Raw genomic sequence first — 18,992 nt, forward strand, 5'->3', positions numbered from 1 at the left:
CAACTCTCCTTGCTGAAATGGCAGAGGACGCAAAACAACGATGATAACCGCTTATATCGCCACGGCAACCGGCTTGCTGGTTGAGCCACCAAAGCCCCTATCGCCCCAGCAGCACCATTCCCCAAATAATGATAGTCATCACCACGGCCACCAGCTGCGCTGCGCCGCCCAAATCTTTGGCGCGTTTGGATAACGGATGTAATTCCAGCGAAATGCGATCGACCACGGTTTCAATCGCCGTATTAAGCAGTTCAACCACCAATAGCAGAAAACTGCAGGTGATTAATAACAGCCGCTCTATATTTGTAATATCTAAACCAAATGTAACAACCAGTAAAATGGCGTTAATAACCAATAATTGGCGGAACGCATCTTCGGTAAGCACGGCGTCAATAAACCCGGCCCAGGAATTCCTTATGCTGTAGGTTAATCGGCTTATTCCTTTTTTCTTTTCCACAGGCATACAATCTGCTCTCGTCAAGACTGCGACAATCACTCGCGAATAAATAACGCGGCGTGAATTTATCACGAGTTTATTAATTAAGGACCTTAACTGTTCTCTTCCAGGAGGCGATGCATTCCCTCACGCGCCGTCACCCTGCCCCTGAAACGGCACCGCCCGAAAATACCCTGCCGCGGTTATTATTCTGAGAACGTGAAAAGGCGATGCGTTATCAGCCGGTTAAAGCGTTTTCTCGAACAAGCGGTAGCGCTTATAGGGAACTGCGCCAATGCGTTCTAAAATCGTCCGCATGCCGGTATTGGTTTCCAGGATCCACGACATTTCCAGCGCGTCGATATTGCGCTTCGCGAAAGGCTCGCGCAGCGCCTCAATAAGCAACAGCGCAATAATCGGCCCGATGCGGCTGAATTGATATTCCTGACGCACGCCCATCAACGGCACGCGCGCGGTGCGCACGCCGCTGACTTTCAGCCGCCACAATAGCTTCGCCCAACCGAACGGCAATAACCGCCCCTGCAGATCGGCAATCGCTTCGTTGATGTTTGGCAGGCCGACAATAAAGGCACAGGGGGCACCATCCACCTCGGCGATATGGATCATATCGTCGGGCACCAGAAACTTCAGCTGATCCCCCATGGTGGCGAACTCATGCTCGGTGAACGGGACAAACCCCCAGTTATGCTGCCACCCGGAGTTGAACACCTCGCGCAGCACCTGCATCTCCTCGCGAAAGCGCTTGCGATTGAGGCGGCGCACGGTCACCTTTTTGCGCACCTGATCCATCATCCGGGTCAGCGACGGCGAAAAATGCAGATCGGTTCTTTTCATCCAATAGGCAAGCAAATCAATCCCTTCGCTGTAGCCCTGTTGCGCTATCTGGGCCGCGTAGTAGGGTTTCGCGTGCGTCATCAGGGCGGAAGGCGGGGTATCGAACCCTTCGACCAACAGGCCGCTTTCCTGATTGATATTGAGGCTGAATGGCCCGGTGATTTTACGCGCGCCTTTCGATCTCAGCCACTCTTCCGCGACCGTGAATAAGGTGCTGAAAACGGCGGGATCGTCAACGGCGTCAATCATGCCGAAGTGGCCGGTATCCTCGCCATGCAGCTCCCGGTGCAGAGAATCGATTTGCGCCGTGATGCGCCCAACGACTTTGCCTTGTTTTTTGGCCACCCATGCCTGCCATTCAATATGGTCGGTGCCGGGATTCTTCTTTGACAGGTGCTCTTCGCGCTCGACATGCAGCGGCTCAATCCAGTTCGGATCATCGCGAAACAGTTGCGAGGGAAAAGCAATAAATTCTTTAAGTTCGCGTTTATCCAGAACTTTCTCAATACGGATCATAAATAGCCTTACGTTTTAATAAAATAATTAAATGAGCGCGCGACAACGCCTTTAGCATTTTTTATGCTGTTCTCTTTTATTGGATTGTGTATTGCCTCCGGTTCAATGATAAGAAAAACCGAATATTACCCCCTGTGAATCAGCGCATTATTGGCTCTACATTCACCCTGTGATGTCCATAATTGATAAAAAAAGGAAACAGAAAGCGGCGCAGCCAGGCTACGCTAATGGTGCTCTTTTATTATTTCGTGCTGTTATGGCAAAAGAAACTCGCCGTTTTTAGTGTACCGACTTTAATCAGGAGGTGTGTCGCCATCTTTACCACTTAATGCTCTTTTTAAGATTAGCCTTAAATGAATCGTTCACTTTTGGATTTCTTGCGGCATACTGTTTAGGAAGTGTTTAAGTTCCAAGATAGCCATGCATGAGGTCATAACCTATGAGCCGACAGTTATTTCCTGCCCGACAGATGCAGACTAAAGAACGGCGAAACCCGGATATTACAATAGCCTCTCGTATATCGCCGGGGTGCCGTTCAGGCTGATAGCACGGGCTACTCGCGCTCTGACCGGTTAATAACCGGCGTGCCGCTCAAGCACGGCAATATACGCTGTTCGCGGAATGAAGATGGTTGAATAACAAACTTATTCAAAAACCTATTCATAGTAAAACATCAATTACCTCGCCAAGAGTGATTTTTCTCTTTTGGTGATTTTTAATCTATGGCTAAGTTTGTCTATGTCTGAAACAAGTTCCGTTCATTCTCTTCCTATGCGCTATGCGGACTTCCCCACTTTAGTGGACGCGTTGGATTACGCGGCGCTGGGCAATACGGGAATGAATTTTTACGACCGTCGCAATCAACTCGTGACCGTTCTCGAATATCGCACGCTGCAGCAAAAAGCGATCTCGGGCGCGCGGCGTTTATTGTCCCTGAAGCTCAAGAAAGGCGATCGCGTGGCGCTTATCGCCGAAACCAGCGCGGGATTCGTCGAAGCCTTTTTTGCGTGCCAATATGCCGGCCTGGTGGCGGTACCGTTGGCGATCCCGATGGGCGTGGGCCAGCGCGACTCCTACACCGCCAAACTGAAAGGGCTGATCGCCAGTTGCAACCCGGCGGCTATCATCAGCAGCGAAGAGTGGACACCGCTCATCGCGTCGGCTACGGAAAACACGTCGGCGATGCACATCCTCAGCGACGAGGATTTTAACGCCTTGCCGGAGCCGGAGATCGCGTTGCCCGCGCCTTCGCCCGACGATATCGCCTACCTCCAATACACCTCGGGCAGCACCCGCTTTCCGCGCGGCGTGATCATTACCCAGCGGGCGGCCATGGCGAACCTGAACGCGATCAGCCGCGACGGGATCAAGCTGCGTGCGGGCGATCGCTGCGTTTCATGGCTGCCCTTCTATCACGACATGGGCCTGGTCGGTTTCCTGCTGACGCCGGTAGCGACCCAGCTGTCCGTCGATTATCTGCGCACGCAAGATTTCGCCATGCGCCCGATGCAGTGGCTGAAACTGATCGCCAAGAATCGCGGCACAGTGTCCGTCGCCCCGCCGTTCGGCTACGATCTGTGTCTACGCCGCAGCAACGCCAAAGAGCTGGCCGATCTGGATCTTTCCAGCTGGCGGGTTGCCGGCGTAGGCGCCGAGCCGATCCCGGCCGAGCTGCTCGGCCAGTTTGGCGAACACTTCAGCAGCATCAACTTCGACAGCAAAGCCTTCATGCCGTGTTACGGCCTGGCCGAGAACACCCTGGCGGTGAGCTTTTCCGATCCTTGCTCCGGCCCGCAAACCAACGCAGTCGACCGCGATATTTTGGAGTACGAGGGTAAAGCGGTCGCGCCGGGCAAAAAAACCCGCGCCGTCTCGACCTTCGTCAACTGCGGCCGTGCGCTGCCCGGCCACCGCATCGAGATCCGCAGCGAAACCGGGCAAGCGCTGCCGGAGCGCCAGGTCGGCCATATCACGATTTCCGGCCCCAGCCTGATGAACGGCTATTTCTGCGACGATGAATCTCAGAAGCAAATTCAGGTGACCGGCTGGATGGATACCGGCGATCTGGGCTACCTGCTGGACGGCTATCTGTACGTCACCGGCCGCAAGAAGGACTTGATCATCATTCGCGGCCGCAATATCTGGCCACAGGATATCGAGTACGTCGCGGAATCCGAACCGGAAATCCGTTCCGGCGATGCGATTGCCTTCGTGACTGAAGAACACGACGAAGCGGCCAGGATCATTTTGCAAATCCAGTGCCGAGTCAGTTCAGAAGAACGCCGAGAACAAATCGTGCATTCGCTGAGCGCGCGCATTCAAAGCGAGTTCGGCATTGCGGTGGACATCGAGCTGCTGCCGCCGCACAGCATTCCCCGCACGTCATCGGGCAAACCCGCCCGTGCGGAGGCCAAAAAACGCTGGCTGAGCGCTTCGCTCTATCCGCAAATGCCGCAGCTGGCCGGTTTCGCGCAATGAGCGGCACCGTCGCAGTGACGGGCGCGACCGGCTTTATCGGCCGGCATATCGTCCAGGAACTGCTGGCGCAAGGGTTTAACGTGCGCGCCCTGACGCGGCAAGCCGGAAAAGCCGCTGCGGACAACCTGCAGTGGATCCCCGGCGCGCTGGAAGATCGGCCCTCGCTCACCGAGCTGGTGCGCGGCGCAGAATACGTCGTGCATTGTGCGGGCCAGGTGCGCGGGCATGCGGAAGCGGTGTTCACCCGCTGCAACGTCACCGGCAGCCTGAACCTGATGCAGGCGGCCAGGCAAAACGGCCGCTGCAATCGTTTCTTGTTCATGTCGTCGCTGGCGGCCCGCCATCCGGCGCTGTCCTGGTACGCCCATTCAAAACAGGCCGCCGAGCAGCAACTCATCGCCGCCTCCGGCGATATCGCGCTGGGGATTTTCCGCCCAACGGCGGTTTACGGGCCGGGCGATAAAGAGCTGAAACCGCTGTTCAACGGCCTGCTGCGCGGCGTACTGCCCCGGCTGGGCGCGCCTGAGGCCAAGCTCACTTTTCTGCACGTGAGCGATTTGGCAAAGGCGGTCAGCCAATGGGTGCAGGCCGAACCCGCGCAGCCGAATATTTACGAACTGTGCGACGGCGTGGCCGAAGGCTATAACTGGCTGCGCCTGCGCGACATCGGCGCCGCCGTGCGTCACGGGCCAGTGCGTCTGGTGGGCATTCCGCTGCCGCTGCTGAAAGCCCTGGCGGATATCAGCGTGGTGTGGAACCGCCTGGTCAAACAAGAGCCGATGCTGACGCGCAGCAAAATACGAGAATTAACGCATCACGACTGGTCCGCCAGTAATCACGCGCTGTCGCAACAGATTAATTGGTTTCCACAGGTAAGTTTGGAGCGCGCACTGCGCGAAGGGCTGTTTTAATAATTCCAATTAGAGGTGTGTCAACGTTCTTATGCTAAATCGCGATGCTGTAATGGATTATATCCTGACGTGTTTGCAAGGTATCGTCGAAGGCGGAGTGGAAATAAAACCTGATAGCGATCTCGTCAATGATCTTGGCCTGGAATCCATCAGAGTCTTGGATCTGCTGATGATGCTGGAAGATGAATTAGATATCTCCATTCCTATCAATATATTGCTTGATGTCAGAACGCCGGAGCAACTGCTTGACGCGCTGCGCCCTTATCTGGAGAAAAACCATGGGACTGTATGATAAGTTTGCGCGGCTCGCCAATGACCGTGAGCAATTTCAAACGTCCGGTCTGAATCCGTTCGGCACCTGCATCGACGAAGTCTATTCCGCCACCCAGGGGCGCATCGGCGATCAAAAGATTGTCCTCGCCGGCACCAATAATTACCTTGGCCTGACGTTCGATGCGCAGGCGATCGCCGCCGGCCAGGCGGCCCTGGCCGCGCTCGGCACCGGCACCACCGGCTCGCGCATGGCGAACGGCAGCTACGGATCGCACCTGACGCTGGAACGGGAGCTGGCGGAATTCTTCGATCGCCCAAGCGCTATCGTTTTCTCCACCGGCTATACCGCCAACCTGGGCGTCATCAGCACCCTGGCGGGGCCGGGCGCCGTGGTGTTGATCGACGCGGACAGCCACGCGAGCATTTACGACGCCTGCGCCCTCGGCGGCGCGGAGATTATTCGCTTCCGCCACAATGACGCCGCCGATCTGGAGCGCCGCATGGTGCGCCTGGGCGAGCGGGCCCGCGAGGCGATCATTATCGTGGAAGGCATCTACAGCATGCTGGGTGACGTCGCCCCGCTGGTGGAAATCGTCGATATCAAGCGGCGGCTCGGCGGCTATCTGCTGGTCGACGAAGCGCACTCCTTCGGCGTGATGGGTGAGCACGGCCGCGGCCTGGCCGAAGCGCTCGGCGTCGAGCAAGACGTGGATATTATCCTGGGCACCTTCAGCAAAAGCCTGGCTTCGATCGGCGGTTTCGCCGTCGGCGGCAAAGGGATGGACGTGCTGCGCTACAGCAGCCGGCCGTATATCTTTACCGCTTCGCCGTCGCCGTCCAGCATCGCATCGGTGCGCACGGCGCTGCAAAAAATCGCGCGCCATCCCGAGCTGCGGGAAAAGCTGTGGAGCAACGCGCACCGTCTGTACCACGGCCTCGCCGAACTGGGGTATACCCTGGGGCCGCGCATCAGCCCGGTGGTGCCGGTGATAATCGGTTCAAAAGAAGAAGGATTGCGTTTCTGGCGCGAGCTGATCGCCCACGGGGTGTATGTAAACCTGGTGCTGCCACCGGCCGCACCGGCGGGCGTCACCCTGTTGCGCTGCAGCGTCAATGCCGCGCACAGCGATGAAGAGATAGACGCCATCGTGCGCGCCTTTGCGGCGCTGAAAAAATAAAGCCTTCCCTCTCGGCCGCGGCGGCGGTGCCAAAATGGTATCGCCGCCCTGCCGAATCGCTGCGCACCTCAGTGCGCAGCCGTTGATACCCCATCAGCCGAATAGCGATAACCCTGCGCCGCCATAAATTCCCCGATGGCTTTTTCCGCCGCCGAAAGCACCTCCTCGATCGGCCGATCGGCATCGAGATCCACGATGTCGGCGCCTTCGAACGTCAATAACGGCGTGACGGCGATCTTCTTCTCCAACGCCGCTTTGCGGTGATCGGGTTTACGCGCGCAGGCCACGTCCAGACTGACATTCAGCTTGAGTACCAGATCCGGTTTTTGCCCCGCCATCCATTGGAACGCCGCCCGCTCCCGCGCCGCCAGCCAACGGACAAAACGGCTCCCTTCCACGTCGACGGGAAAAACCGTACCGTCGTAAGCGCCGGGGATTTGCGCCTGCGGAAAACGGTCGGTCAACACGATGAACCCTTGCCGACGGTACGCCAGCATGCGGCGGAAACGCAGCAGCCGCCGCCCCACGAAAGCGATGATCACCGCCGACGGCAACAGGCCGATGCGGGATTTTTTCGTTTTGACTTTTTTGGTATTACTCTCGATAGCCTTGCCCACCGAGCGCCCGAGCAGCGGCAATTTCGCCGCCGCGCGGCCGACGTTGCCCGCCTGTTTGCCCAGATGCACTTGCACCGCCGGGCCATAATGTTTCATATACGCGATCAGATGTTCACAAACGGTGGACTTACCCGATCCGTCGCTGCCGATAACCGCAATCAGCGGCGGAAATTTTGCACTCATAATAAGACTCTCTTTCAATACACCAGAAACGGCGTGCCATATTTGAAGCGACCTGTCGCTTATCATTGCCGTGGCGGCTACGTGAAAAAATCTACCGTAGCGCGGCGCCAAAAAGCACAAAATATTAAGCGAAAATTGAAAACCTCTGCTCTTTTTTCACCGTGAGCCCTACCGGAAATTAACATAAAAAGCGAAACCGGCGCGCGCACGAACAATTAGCACAAAATAACAAGAACGAACGCCATAAATATCAATTCAAATAGCGAACAAGAATACCAATCTCATTATTTTATCGCAGCAAAGCACAATAAATATCTTGAACCCAAGGCGTATTGGAATACAATAGTTTTTTTCGCATTGGATCAATTATTGTGAGTCAGCAGATAAGACCTTCATCTGATCGCTCGCCCGTGCGCGTAATAGCGATAACCGGCTGTGACGGCTCGGGAAAATCCACGTTAGCTGCCAGCCTGGTCAACGCGTTATCGGCACAAGAACCTGCCGAACTGCTGTATCTCGGCCAGTCTTCCGGGCGCATCGGCGAATGGATCAGTTCGCTGCCGATTATTGGCGCGCCCTTCGGGCGTTATTTGCTGAAGAAATCGCAGCGCGTGCATGAGCGCCCTTCCACACCGCCGGATAATGCCACGGCGCTGGTAATTTTTTTACTCTCCTATTGGCGCGTTTATAAATTCCGTCGCATGCTGAAGAAAAGCCGCAGCGGCGCATTGCTGATCACCGATCGTTATCCGCAGGCCGAAGTGGCGGGGTTTCGTTTCGATGGCCCGCAGCTGGCGAAAACCACCGGCGGCAATAGCTGGATCCGCGGGCTGAGAAAGCGCGAACAAAAGCTGTACCAATGGATGGCGTCTTATCAGCCCTTATTATTAATTCGGCTGGATATTGACGAACAAACGGCCTATTCACGTAAACCCGATCACTCGCTGGCGGCGTTGCGTGAAAAGATCGCCGTCATCCCGCACCTGACGTTTAATGGCGCTAACATATTGGATTTAGACGGCCGCGAGCCGGCTAACCGTATTTTCGATGCCTCACTGCGCGCCGTTAAAATATCGCTGAGGGCCGCTAATGCCTAGCCGCCAAATAACCTTTTCGTACCGAAACAGATGAAAAAAAATAAACTCACCGCCGAACAGGATACCTCTCCCACCTGCATCACCGGGCTGATTGCCGTGGTGGGCAGCGACGGCACGGGCAAGTCCACGCTGACCGCCGATCTGGTGAAAAACCTGCAGCAACATCGCCCCACGGAGCGCCGCTATTTGGGGCTGATCTCCGGCGAAGACGGCGACAAAATCAAGAAGTTGCCGTTCATCGGCGTGTGGTTGGAACGGCGCCTCGCGGCCAAATCCGATAAAACCCAGCGCATGAGCAACAGGCCGCCGGCGCTGTGGGCGGCGCTGATCATGTACGGCTTTTCGCTGTGGCGCGCCGCCAACCTGCGCAAGGTGCGACGGCTGGCGCAGAGCGGCGTGCTGGTGGTCAGCGATCGCTACCCGCAGGCGGAAATTTCAGGTTTTTACTACGATGGGCCCGGCATCGGCGTGGAACGCGCAAAAGGCTGGCTATTGAGCCGCCTGGCGGCGCGCGAACGCCGTTTATATCAACGCATGGCCGTCTATCGGCCGGCGCTGATCATTCGCCTTGATATCGACGTCGATACGGCATTTTCCCGCAAGCCCGATCACAGCTATGAAGAGCTGAAAGACAAGATCGCCGCCATGGTGCGCCTGCAGTACAACGGTGCGCGCATCATCGAGCTGGACGCCAGAGCCCCTTACGACGAGGTGCTGAGCAACGCGCTCAACGCCATTTCCGCCGTAGTGAATCCCGCGAAGCGCCCACAGAGCGATATCGGGCAACCCGGCGAAAACGCCGGCGAAGAAACTCAGGTTTATTAAACGCACACAGGGCAAGCGCATGACGGCGGAACAAAAAATGCAGCAAAACAACGATAACGGCTGGTTTTGGTTATGAAACGGTGGTTTTCCGATGGCGCGTTTCGCTCCATTTTACGTAATGCCGCCTATTTAGGCTCCGGCAGCGTCGCCAGCGCGCTGCTCGGCCTGCTGGCGCTCTCCTGCGCCGGGAAAGGCATGTCGCCTGAAATGTTCGGCGTGCTGGTGGTGATCCAGGCCTACACCAAAGCGGTCAGCGATTTCATCAAATTCCAGACCTGGCAGTTTGTGGTGCAATTCGGCACCCCGGCGCTGGAGCATCAAAATACCGGGCGCTTCCGCGACGTCGTCGCCTTCTCCTTTGGCCTGGATATCGCCAGCGGCGTCATCGCCGTGCTGGGCGGCATGATCATGCTGCCGTTCTTGTCTCACGCCCTGGGGCTGGACAGCGAAAGCTTCTGGCTCGCCATGCTGTACTGCACCCTGATCCCGTCGATGACCTCGTCCACGCCGACCGGCGTGCTGCGCGCCTTCAACCGCTTCGATCTCATCGCCATCCAGCAGGCGATCAAGCCGTTCCTGCAGGCAGTGGGCAGCGTCATCTCCTATTATTTCGATCTGGGGTTCCCCGGCTTTATCGTCACCTGGTACGCCTCTAACCTGATCGGCGGCACGCTGTTTTGGTGGTTCACCGCGCGCGAACTGCGCCGCCGCGATATCCACGGCGCGCTGAGGCCACGCCTGTTCAACGTCGCGCGCCGCATCGAGGGCGCCTGGAACTTCGTCTGGACCACCAACATTGCCCATACCATCTGGGCCGCGCGCAACTCCTGCACCACCGTGCTGGTGGGCGTGGTGCTCGGGCCGGCCGCCGCCGGGCTGTTCAAGATCGCCATGACCTTCTTCGATGCGACGGGCACCCCGGCCAAGCTGCTGGAAAAAAGCTTCTATCCCGAGATCATGCGCCTGGATCCGCGCACCAAAACCCCGTGGCTGTTGGGCCTGCGCTCCTCGCTGCTGGCCGGCGGCATCGGCCTGGCCGTCGCGGTGTTGATGTTGCTGGTGGGCAAACCGCTCATTTCCGCCGTCTTCGGGCAGCAATACCTGGAAGCCTATGACCTGATTCAAATCATGCTGGGCGCGATCATCGTCTCCATGATGGGCTTCCCGCAGGAATCCTTACTGTTTATGGCAGGCAAGCAGCGCGCTTTCCTGATCGCGCAGGCGACGGCCTCGGCGGCCTACATTGCGCTGCTGGTGTCGATGGCGTATGCCTTCGGCGTGCAGGGCGCCGCCTTCGCTTATTTACTGGGGCAATGTTTAGACGTGCTGTTATCCCTGATACCGACGATCGGCGCCTACCGCAATCGCTTTATGTTGGGGCTGAATGTGCCCAAAGAGAGTAATCAATGACCGCTATCACGAATTGGAAGAAGTTCTCCGCCGAAACCACCCAGGCGCTGTTTGTCGCGGTGGAAGAGGATGACCTGGTCGAGGCGAATATCAGCCTGCCGCAGCAGATCGATCTGGAATGCTCCCCCGAGAGCATCCGGGACAACTACGCGCTATGCCTGCAGTTTTGGGAAGACGGCTTTTCCCGCCGCGAGCTGCTGCAACTGGTGAACGGTTTCCTGCAAGACCCGCAGTTGGCGGCGGCTACGCGCATGCGCTACAAATATATCCGCGCCCGCTATAAGCACTTGCGCTTCGCCCAGCAGCTGTACGGCGCCCCCCACCGCGCCAACCGCCTGTTCCACACCACCACCGTGGTACTCGGCCATTTTCAGGACGCGTTTCGCAACGGCAACCAGAAGAACCTGACGCTGTACGGCAACCTGCTGCGGCTGCTGCTCAGCAAGCCGGTGTGGTCATACGTGCGTTATGCGCTGCGCCACACCCGCCTGGAAAGCGCACAGGGCTTTATCACCTACCGCCAGGAGCAGATGCGCCAGCTGCAAACGCTGATCGCCGGCCCGGCGCTGACCGGGCATCAGTTCCATGACGTGCGCAAAATCGTCAGCCGCCAGGTCTCGTTTTACGACACGCTGAGATCGATCGATCCCGACAACCGCGAGGCCCGGCAGATCTCGCGCTTCCTAGCGGCGATTAACGGCCTGATGGGTGACCGGCATGACGTGATGGTGGCGGACAAGCTGGCCGGCGGCGATATCTATGATCGGCCTGCGATCCTGGATATCGACATCCGCCAGCGCCTGGAGCTGCTGCTGGCGCGCTTTCCGCTGTCGTTTTCCCAGCCGGCCATCGCGGCGGGCAGATAAGCGCATTGCCCGTAGCCATGATGACGTTACCTCGCTTGCTGACCCTTGCGCTGCTGCTGTCACCGCTGGCGGCATCTGCGCATAACTTCGTGCATGGCCGGCCGGTGGCGCCGATCGCCATCGCCGATCGCGGCGAGCTGCTGCTGCGCAACGGCGATTTCAGCTACCGGCCGTGGAACAGCGCAAAACTGGCGGGCAAGGTGCGGGTGATCCAGTACATCGCCGGGCGCACCTCAGCCAAAAAGAAGAACTCGCTGCTGATCAACGCCGTTAAGGACGCGAACCTGCCGGGCGATCGCTTCCAGCCGACCACCATCGTTAACACCGACGACGCGATACCGGGCTCCGGCTTCTTCGTGCGCGGCAAGATCGAGAAAAACAAACGCCATTACCCCTGGGCGCAGTTCATCGTCGACAGCGACGGGCTGGGGCGCATGGCCTGGCGGCTGCCGGAGGAGAGCTCCACCATCGTGGTGCTGGATAAGGCCGGGCGCGTGCAGTGGGCGAAGGACGGCGCACTCACCCCGCAGGAAGTTGACCAGGTGATCGCCCTGCTGCGCACCCTGATCGCGCAGGAGACGCCATGAAGCGCACGCCGCCGGGAGCCGATGACGCATGTCTTTGATTGAACGCTATATCACGGTTGAGATCCGCCGCCTGGTGATGATGATCGCCGGGTTTCTGATCTTTATGTTCGCCAGCTACTCCGCCCAGCGCTACCTGACCGACGCCGCCAACGGCACGCTGGCGCTGCGGGTGGTGGCCGACGTGGTTTTCTATAAATCGCTGATCGCGCTGGAGATGATATTGCCCGTCGCGCTGTATGTCTCGGTGGCGGTGGCGCTGAGCCAGCTGTACAGCGATGCGGAGATCACCGCCATGCTGGCCGCCGGCGCCAGCCCGCTGCGGCTGTACAAGGCGGTGCTGCTGCTCGCCGTGCCGCTGGCGATAGCGGTCACGCTGCTGTCGCTGTATGGCAGGCCCTGGGCGTACGCCAATATTTATCAGCTGCAGCAACAGTCGCAATCGGTGCTGGACGTGAGCCACCTGCAGGCCGACAAATTCAACGTCAGCGGCAACGGCCGTATGATCCTCGCCAATCACGTCGACAAAACGGCCAACCACCTGACGGACGCCCTGATTTATGTGCGCGGCGGCCATCACACCAACCTGTACCGCGCGCAGTCGGTGGAGGTGCTCGACGCCTCTCCCGCCAGCCCCGCCGTGCGGCTGAAAACCGGCACCGCCTATGTGCTGGATCGTGAGGGCGCCGACGACAACGGCCAGAATTACGACAACTTTGACATCGCGCTTAAACCGTTCGTGCCCAGCGCCGAGAGCCGGCACAAGTCGGCCTCGCCGGCGGAACTGGCGCGCTCCGCCGATCCGGGCGACGCCGCCGAACTGCAATGGCGCGAGAGCCGCGGGCTGACCACCGTGCTGATGGTGCTGCTGGCGATCCCCTTTAGCCGCATCAAGCCGCGGCAGGGTCGCTACGCCGCGTTGCTGCCCCTCACGGTGCTGTTTACCGTAATTTTCTATGGCGGCAACATTTGCCGCACGCTGGTGGCCAACGGCTCTCTGCCAACGATCCCCGGCGTTTGGCTGGTGCCGATAGCGATGGCTGTCGGCATCGCCCTGCTGCTGGCGCGCGACTTATCCCTGCTGCGGAAACCCTCCCGATGACTATTTTTAGCCGCTACCTAATGCGCAACGTGTTCATCGGCTTCGCCGCCGCGGCCGGGTTGCTCATCCCGCTGTTCACCACCTTTACGCTGATCAACGAGCTGGAGGACGTCACTCCGGGCGGCTACCGCTGGCAGCAGGCGCTGCTGGTGACCGTGATGACCCTGCCGCGCAGCCTGGTCGATCTGGGGCCGTTTATCGCGCTGCTCGGCGGCATCGTCGGGCTGGGGCAGCTTTCCAAGAGTCTGGAACTGACCGCGATCCGCTCCGCCGGGATGTCGATATTCCGCATCGCGCTGGTGATGCTCGCCGCCGGGCTGCTGATGAACCTCTCGCTCGGCGCCCTCGATGAATGGGCCGCTTCGCCGCTGCAGCAACGCGCGCTGCAGATAAAGAACAACGCGCTGGCGCAGTCGAACGATAACGACGTCACCGTTAACCCGCTGTGGGCGCGGCGCGGCAACGAGTTTGTGACGGTCAAAACCGTCGATGAGAACGACCAGCCCCACGGCATTGAGATCTTCCGCTATCAGGCCAACCACGCGCTGGAATCTTACATTTACGCCGACAGCGCCAGCACCGCCGCCGACGGCAGCTGGCTGCTGCACAACGTGATGCAAAAAAGCTGGCAAGGCAGAAAGGAGACGATTCAGCGGCAAGACAGCCTGCTCTGGCGCTCGCTGTTCGCCGTGCCGAGCCTGAAAGAGCTGACCCTGCCGGCCGGCAGCTTCTCGCTCCAACAGCTGGATCGCTATATCGATTACCTGCAGGGCTCGGGGCAGCCCAGCACCGAATACCGCCTGGCGCTGTGGAAAAAACTCGGCCAGCCCCTGCTGGTGCTGGCGATGATTTTGCTGGCCATCCCGTTTACCTTCACCGCCCCGCGCGCGCCCGGCATGGGCAGCCGATTAGCGCTCGGCGTCATCATCGGGCTGCTGACCTACATCGCTTACCAGATCGTCCTCAATCTGGGGTTGCTGTTCGCCCTCAACGCGCCCTTCACCGCCCTCGCCCCGCCGCTTTTACTCCTGGCATTGTCGCTGGCGCTGGTTTATCGGTTTGATCGGCGGGGTTAGGCATTTTCCGAGGTTGATAAGGGATAAGAAGAGAATCGCAATTTCCATTCCAGAGAAAACATTACGCGCTCACCTGCTCAGCGATTTTTAAGGATGTTAGTTAATGGCAAAGATAGCTGTTTGTATACTGACTTTTAACTCCTCTCGTTTATTACACGAGGTGCTTTCTCCACTCATGGGCATTGCGGATGAGTGGATTGTGGTGGACTCCGGAAGTACGGATAAAACGCTGTCTATTTGCCAAAGCTTTGGAATAAGCCCTATTTACCATCGTTTCGAAACGCATGGACGACAAATGAACTTTGCGATTTCTCAATCTCACCATGATTGGGTACTGTGCCTGGACAGCGACGAAATCCTTGATGCCGAAACCATAGCGTCCATTTTAACATTCAAATCGCAGGCAAACCCGCCACCACAGCAAGCCTATAGAATAAAAAGGAATTGGTTTGTACTCGGGCAGCCCGTCAGAACGATTTATCCCATCTCCTCACCGGACTACCCCGTTCGACTGTTCAATAGAACACAGGTCAGGTTCAATGATGCTCCGGTAGATGATGCCGCTGAAGGCTATATTCACACGTCGGTCATTCCCGGCAATGTTAAGCACGATACTTTTTATTCTCTCCATGAAATACTCAATAAGCTCAATAGCTATACGACAAGGGTAGTCAAATACAGAGACATCAGGCCCTCGATATTTCGTGGCGTCGTAAGCGCGATCGGCGCGTTTTTCAAATGGTACGTACTGAGCGGCGCATGGAAGGAAGGCAAAGTCGGCGCCGTTACTGGGTTTTATGCCGTGGCCTACAGTTTCCTAAAGTATTTTAAATCTTGGTATGGCAAAGATTGATAGCGTTAAGGGCAGAAATAGGGGCTGAATGACAACCGCCATCCAGCCCCTGCTCGCTCCGCGGGCTTAACGCAGTTCCTTCGCTATCGCGCTAAACATCAGCGACGCCTCCAGCGGTTGCGCGCTGAAAGAAGGCTCCGCCTGCGGCCAGGTGGACCACTGGACGATCACCAGATTCTCCGCCTGATTGACCATAATCATCTGGCCGAAGATCCCCAGCGCCCACAGGGAATGCTTGAGGGAGGCCTGCGGAACAGGCTCAACGTTGGTCGCATTCACCGGCACTTCGTTGTTCCACCATTGGAATCCGTAAATGCCGTTGGGATGCGCCGCCGACACCGAGCCCACCGCCCGCGTCCAGTTGGCCGACTGGGCTACCCAATCTTCCGGCAAGATCTGTTTGCCGTTCGGCAACGTCCCATTATGCAGAATGAACTCGCCGAAGCGCCCCCAGTCTTCCAGCGTGGCGTTAAAGCCGTGCGCGCCCACGTCGTGCTGGCCTTTGGCGTAGGCATGCCACACGCCGTCGCTCGCCATGCCGTACGGCTGCCAGATGCTTTGCTGCAGATAGGCCGCCAGCGGCATGCCGGTGGCGCGCTCCAGCACGTCGCCCAGCAGCCACGCGCCGCCGGAGGAGTAAGACCAGTTCTGCCCGGCAGGGTGCGCACGCTGCAAGCCGGCCACCAGCTTGCGCACGCAGGCGTAGGTGCCGGGCCTGGCTTCACACTCGGTCAGCTGCGCGAAGTCCGATTTCGGGTTGGTGTAATCCTCATTCCACGCCACGCCGGAGGTGTGGGTGATCAGCTGCCTGAGGGTCACGCCGTCCCACGCGGTGCCTTTCAGATCGGGTTCGTATTGCGTGATGAGATCGTCGAGCGAGCGGATTTTGCCCTGTTTAATCGCCACGCCCACCAGCGTGGCGACCACGGATTTGCCCACCGAGCGCGACGTCCACAGCGTGGCGTCGGTATTGCCCTCCCCAAGATATTTCCAGGCGATTTTGCCGTCTTTCAATACCAGCATGCCGCTGACGTTCTGGCGCTGCAGATAGTCCTGCAGGCTGTAGGTTTTGCCATTCACCCGATAACTGGCGTCCTTTAACGGTTTAGCGGCAGCCGGCAGCGGTGCGGCATTGCCGTGATGAAACACATCCCCGGCATAGTTGCGGTAGTCGTTACGAAAACCGATCACCCGATCGCTCTGGCTCCAGGTGAGCATCTTGTGCGTGTCCGGCAATTGCGCATCAAAAGGTGCGGGACAGGCGCTGAGTTCGGTGCCCGCACAGGCGGCCAGGGCGGCGGGCGCCAACAGGCCGCTGCAGAGACTGATGACAACGCCCGCCAGCAGGCTACGGTTAAACACTTTGCTTTTCATATTTTTTCTCGCTTAGCTCAGGAAGGCGTTCAGCTTAAAAAAACGCAGCCTATAATAAAAAACGCCTGATGGGGGAAAATCCCCCGAAAAATCGACGGGAGAACCGCGTGCCGAGCCTGATTTATTCCTTTGCCCAACTGGAAGCCTTCACCGCCGTCGCCGAGCACGGCAGCCTGGCGAAAGCCGCGCTCAAGCTGGGCAAAGACCGCACGACGCTGCGCGATTTGATTGATTTTCTCGAGGATGGCTTGGGCTATGCGCTGTTTCTGCGCGAGGGGCGCAGCCTGCACCTGACGCCGGAAGGCGAACAGCTGCAGCGCCAGGCGCACCTGCTGATGCGCCAGGTGAAAGCGTTTGAGGCGTTTGCCAAAGACGTGCCGAAGAGCGCGGCGCAGGAAATCTCGCTGGTCTACGATCCCTTTACACCCCGCGCGCTGTTGCAAGCGCTGATTGCCGCCATGGCCCAACGCAACACGCGGCTGAGCCTGATTAACGCCTCACGCGACGAAGCGGAAAGGCTGCTGGCAAACGGCCAGGCCGATCTGGGTATCTGCCAGGCGCGCAACCGCAGCGTGGGCGACGCCATGGAGTGGCGCGCCTTAGGGGCAATAGAGATGGATTTTTACGCCGCTAAAACGCTTTTCCCCAGCGCGGAACAGCCGCTTTCACTGCTGGAGCTCTCGCTCGCGCCGCAGGTGATCATGCACCCGGATTCTGACGAACCCGTGGCGCGCCGCCTGCAAATCTCCGGGCATACAATATTTACCAACGAACTGGAGATGCTGCGCGCCCTGCTCGAACAGGGCTGCGGCTGGGGATTCCTGCCGACGCATATGCATGCGGAACAGTGGAAAAACGTCAGCACGCTGCGCACCGAAGTCGGCAGCCAGGGGATCAGCCAAACCATGGTGACCATCTGGAAGCCGGGCAATGACCGGCGTGCGCTGATTGATGAGACGCTGGCGCTGTTGCCGGGGTTGTGGCGGAAGGTTGGGGGTGAAAAGTCGCGGCTAGATTAGCGGTGTTGTTATCGGTAGTCGATCGTGGGGATCATCACCTGCGTTGTTTATACGATCATTCTTGAGCGGGGGATTGCTGTTTTCGACCAGTGCCCCCCTTAGCACCATCGCTCCAGCGCTGTTGGCGCTGGTTTGTTGCTTTGATTGGCGGCATTTGAGAGGCGGCTTTGAGCGAAAAGCAGAAGCTCACTGTTATTTGTCCAATTAGTTAGAGCATCACTAACATCTGGTTCTATTAATCAAAAGGAAATAGCCAGTTGGTGGAGCAGAGATTTGACATACTGCTCAAATCTCTATTGACCCATTTTAAACCTGTATTAATATTTTGACATATACTCACTGAAGCAGTATTAATATAGTTCTCATCTTTGACATCACTGCGTTGTCTCCAACCATTGCATACTATGTTCCATAGTTTTGCGTTACGTTAAGTAGGTATAACCAATGAAATGTGCGTTAATTTATGATTTTGATGGAACTCTAGCAGAAGGTGATTGTGCTCAACACGGACTTATGCCCGCTTTAGGAATTAATGATATTGCCTCTTTTTGGCAGTCCGTTAAACAGCGGGCCAAGAGTGATGATGGTGATGAAATATTGTCTTATCTTGGACTTCTTGCTGAGAAAGCAAGTGAGCTTGGTTCCCAAGAGTTAACTGAAGCCAACTTGAAAAGACATGGGAAATCAATCCCGTTATTCCCCGGTGTTGAAGGCTGGTTTGAGCGAATAAATGATTATGCTCAACAACACGGTTTGGAATTATACCATTACATAATTTCCAGTGGTTTAGATGCGATGATTAGAGGGACATCCATAGGCTGTAAATTCCGTGATATCTATGCATGTAAATATCATTATTCTCCTGATGGTAAATCCGTTACATGGCCAGCACAAGCAATCAATTACACTACAAAGACTCAGTTTTTATTTAGAATAAATAAAGGCATTCCTAACTCATGGGATAATGCAGCCATCAATAAATTCATTGAGCCTGAGGATCGCGAGATCCCTTTCCAAAAAATGATATACTTTGGAGATGGAGACACAGACATTCCAGCAATGAAAATGGTTCGATATCAAGGCGGAGTTTCTTTGGCTGTGTTTGACAATAAAAAATGGAATAATCAGACTACGCAAGAAAAAGTTGAGAAGTTAATAGCTGAAGAAAGGGCTAATTATGTTGTTCCTGCTTTATATAATGAGGGGAGTCAATTGGATGTTACAGTAAAAGGACTGTTACAATTATTTAAGAGAAAGGGATAGCTAGGCAATGGTGTCCGCTCTTGGCACTAAGCGGACAAGCTACCTGAGCTGAAGGTCCGCTGCGAACGAGTAGCGG

At 57.2% G+C, this 18,992-nt stretch carries 18 protein-coding genes; 14 read left to right on the plus strand and 4 right to left on the minus strand.

What is annotated here, in order from left to right; translation table 11 throughout:
- Positions 1 to 97: 97 nt before the first annotated feature.
- Together GUC32_RS16370 and GUC32_RS16375 are read right to left on the minus strand one after the other, a co-directional pair.
- Positions 98 to 463, minus strand: a complete 366-nt coding sequence (locus GUC32_RS16370) for a diacylglycerol kinase (protein ID WP_004935528.1) — start codon at positions 461 to 463, stop codon at positions 98 to 100.
- 219 nt (positions 464 to 682) lie between these two features.
- Positions 683 to 1,807 (minus strand): hypothetical protein, encoded by a 1,125-nt coding sequence (locus tag GUC32_RS16375; protein ID WP_025303498.1) that lies wholly within the window; start codon positions 1,805 to 1,807, stop codon positions 683 to 685.
- Positions 1,808 to 2,545: 738 nt separating this feature from the next.
- On the opposite strand from GUC32_RS16375, the gene GUC32_RS16380 reads away from it, so the two are divergent.
- From GUC32_RS16380 to GUC32_RS16395, 4 genes are read left to right on the plus strand one after another with little or no spacing between them, the layout of a single operon-like run.
- Positions 2,546 to 4,285, plus strand: coding sequence for a fatty acyl-AMP ligase (locus GUC32_RS16380; RefSeq protein ID WP_099817399.1), 1,740 nt, complete (start codon positions 2,546 to 2,548; stop codon positions 4,283 to 4,285).
- Complete coding sequence (locus GUC32_RS16385) at positions 4,282 to 5,196, plus strand: NAD(P)-dependent oxidoreductase (RefSeq protein ID WP_043143080.1); 915 nt, start codon at positions 4,282 to 4,284, stop codon at positions 5,194 to 5,196. Before GUC32_RS16380 ends, GUC32_RS16385 begins: the two co-directional genes overlap by 4 nt.
- A 31-nt stretch (positions 5,197 to 5,227) precedes the next feature.
- Positions 5,228 to 5,488 carry an acyl carrier protein gene (locus tag GUC32_RS16390; protein ID WP_015378483.1) on the plus strand — a complete coding sequence of 87 codons (261 nt, stop codon included), beginning with the start codon at positions 5,228 to 5,230 and terminating at the stop codon, positions 5,486 to 5,488.
- Entirely contained in the window at positions 5,475 to 6,647 is a 1,173-nt protein-coding gene (locus GUC32_RS16395; RefSeq protein ID WP_369435334.1) for an aminotransferase class I/II-fold pyridoxal phosphate-dependent enzyme, read from the plus strand. Before GUC32_RS16390 ends, GUC32_RS16395 begins: the two co-directional genes overlap by 14 nt.
- A gap of 68 nt (positions 6,648 to 6,715) precedes the next feature.
- On the opposite strand, the gene GUC32_RS16400 is transcribed toward GUC32_RS16395, so the two are convergent.
- On the minus strand, positions 6,716 to 7,447 hold the full coding sequence (locus GUC32_RS16400) for an ATP-binding protein (protein ID WP_025303502.1): 732 nt from the start codon (positions 7,445 to 7,447) through the stop codon (positions 6,716 to 6,718).
- 371 nt (positions 7,448 to 7,818) lie between these two features.
- Here GUC32_RS16400 and GUC32_RS16405 point away from each other — a divergent pair, with 371 nt between their 5' ends.
- The 8 genes from GUC32_RS16405 to GUC32_RS16440 all read left to right on the plus strand — a co-directional run bounded on the left by GUC32_RS16405 (position 7,819) and on the right by GUC32_RS16440 (position 15,260).
- On the plus strand, positions 7,819 to 8,544 hold the full coding sequence (locus tag GUC32_RS16405; protein WP_197824172.1) for a hypothetical protein: 726 nt from the start codon (positions 7,819 to 7,821) through the stop codon (positions 8,542 to 8,544).
- A gap of 30 nt (positions 8,545 to 8,574) precedes the next feature.
- Positions 8,575 to 9,369 carry a hypothetical protein gene (locus GUC32_RS16410; protein WP_043143074.1) on the plus strand — a complete coding sequence of 265 codons (795 nt, stop codon included), beginning with the start codon at positions 8,575 to 8,577 and terminating at the stop codon, positions 9,367 to 9,369.
- A gap of 72 nt (positions 9,370 to 9,441) precedes the next feature.
- Positions 9,442 to 10,779 (plus strand): lipopolysaccharide biosynthesis protein, encoded by a 1,338-nt coding sequence (locus GUC32_RS16415; protein ID WP_004935553.1) that lies wholly within the window; start codon positions 9,442 to 9,444, stop codon positions 10,777 to 10,779.
- Positions 10,776 to 11,645 (plus strand): hypothetical protein, encoded by an 870-nt coding sequence (locus tag GUC32_RS16420; protein WP_049203524.1) that lies wholly within the window; start codon positions 10,776 to 10,778, stop codon positions 11,643 to 11,645. The genes GUC32_RS16415 and GUC32_RS16420 overlap by 4 nt, the downstream gene beginning before the upstream one ends.
- Positions 11,646 to 11,665: 20 nt before the next feature.
- On the plus strand, positions 11,666 to 12,232 hold the full coding sequence (locus GUC32_RS16425; protein ID WP_089181689.1) for a YtfJ family protein: 567 nt from the start codon (positions 11,666 to 11,668) through the stop codon (positions 12,230 to 12,232).
- 28 nt (positions 12,233 to 12,260) lie between these two features.
- Complete coding sequence (lptF, locus tag GUC32_RS16430; RefSeq protein ID WP_099817396.1) at positions 12,261 to 13,331, plus strand: LPS export ABC transporter permease LptF; 1,071 nt, start codon at positions 12,261 to 12,263, stop codon at positions 13,329 to 13,331.
- Positions 13,328 to 14,407, plus strand: a complete 1,080-nt coding sequence (gene lptG, locus GUC32_RS16435; protein WP_089196063.1) for an LPS export ABC transporter permease LptG — start codon at positions 13,328 to 13,330, stop codon at positions 14,405 to 14,407. The genes lptF and lptG overlap by 4 nt, the downstream gene beginning before the upstream one ends.
- Before the next feature lie 103 nt (positions 14,408 to 14,510).
- Positions 14,511 to 15,260 (plus strand): glycosyltransferase family 2 protein, encoded by a 750-nt coding sequence (locus GUC32_RS16440; protein ID WP_043143064.1) that lies wholly within the window; start codon positions 14,511 to 14,513, stop codon positions 15,258 to 15,260.
- A 66-nt stretch (positions 15,261 to 15,326) separates the two neighbouring features.
- Here GUC32_RS16440 and GUC32_RS16445 read toward each other — a convergent pair whose 3' ends face one another.
- Positions 15,327 to 16,634 (minus strand): serine hydrolase domain-containing protein, encoded by a 1,308-nt coding sequence (locus GUC32_RS16445; protein WP_369435335.1) that lies wholly within the window; start codon positions 16,632 to 16,634, stop codon positions 15,327 to 15,329.
- 107 nt (positions 16,635 to 16,741) lie between these two features.
- On the opposite strand from GUC32_RS16445, the gene GUC32_RS16450 reads away from it, so the two are divergent.
- Both GUC32_RS16450 and GUC32_RS16455 read left to right on the plus strand, forming a co-directional pair.
- Entirely contained in the window at positions 16,742 to 17,653 is a 912-nt protein-coding gene (locus GUC32_RS16450; RefSeq protein WP_099817395.1) for a LysR family transcriptional regulator, read from the plus strand.
- A gap of 444 nt (positions 17,654 to 18,097) precedes the next feature.
- Positions 18,098 to 18,916: a haloacid dehalogenase-like hydrolase gene (locus tag GUC32_RS16455; RefSeq protein WP_197819205.1), complete on the plus strand. Its 819-nt coding sequence runs from the start codon at positions 18,098 to 18,100 to the stop codon at positions 18,914 to 18,916.
- Positions 18,917 to 18,992: the final 76 nt, after the last annotated feature.

The sequence above is a fragment of the Serratia sp. NGAS9 genome (genome assembly GCF_009905295.1).
Lineage (GTDB): Bacteria > Pseudomonadota > Gammaproteobacteria > Enterobacterales > Enterobacteriaceae > Serratia > Serratia bockelmannii.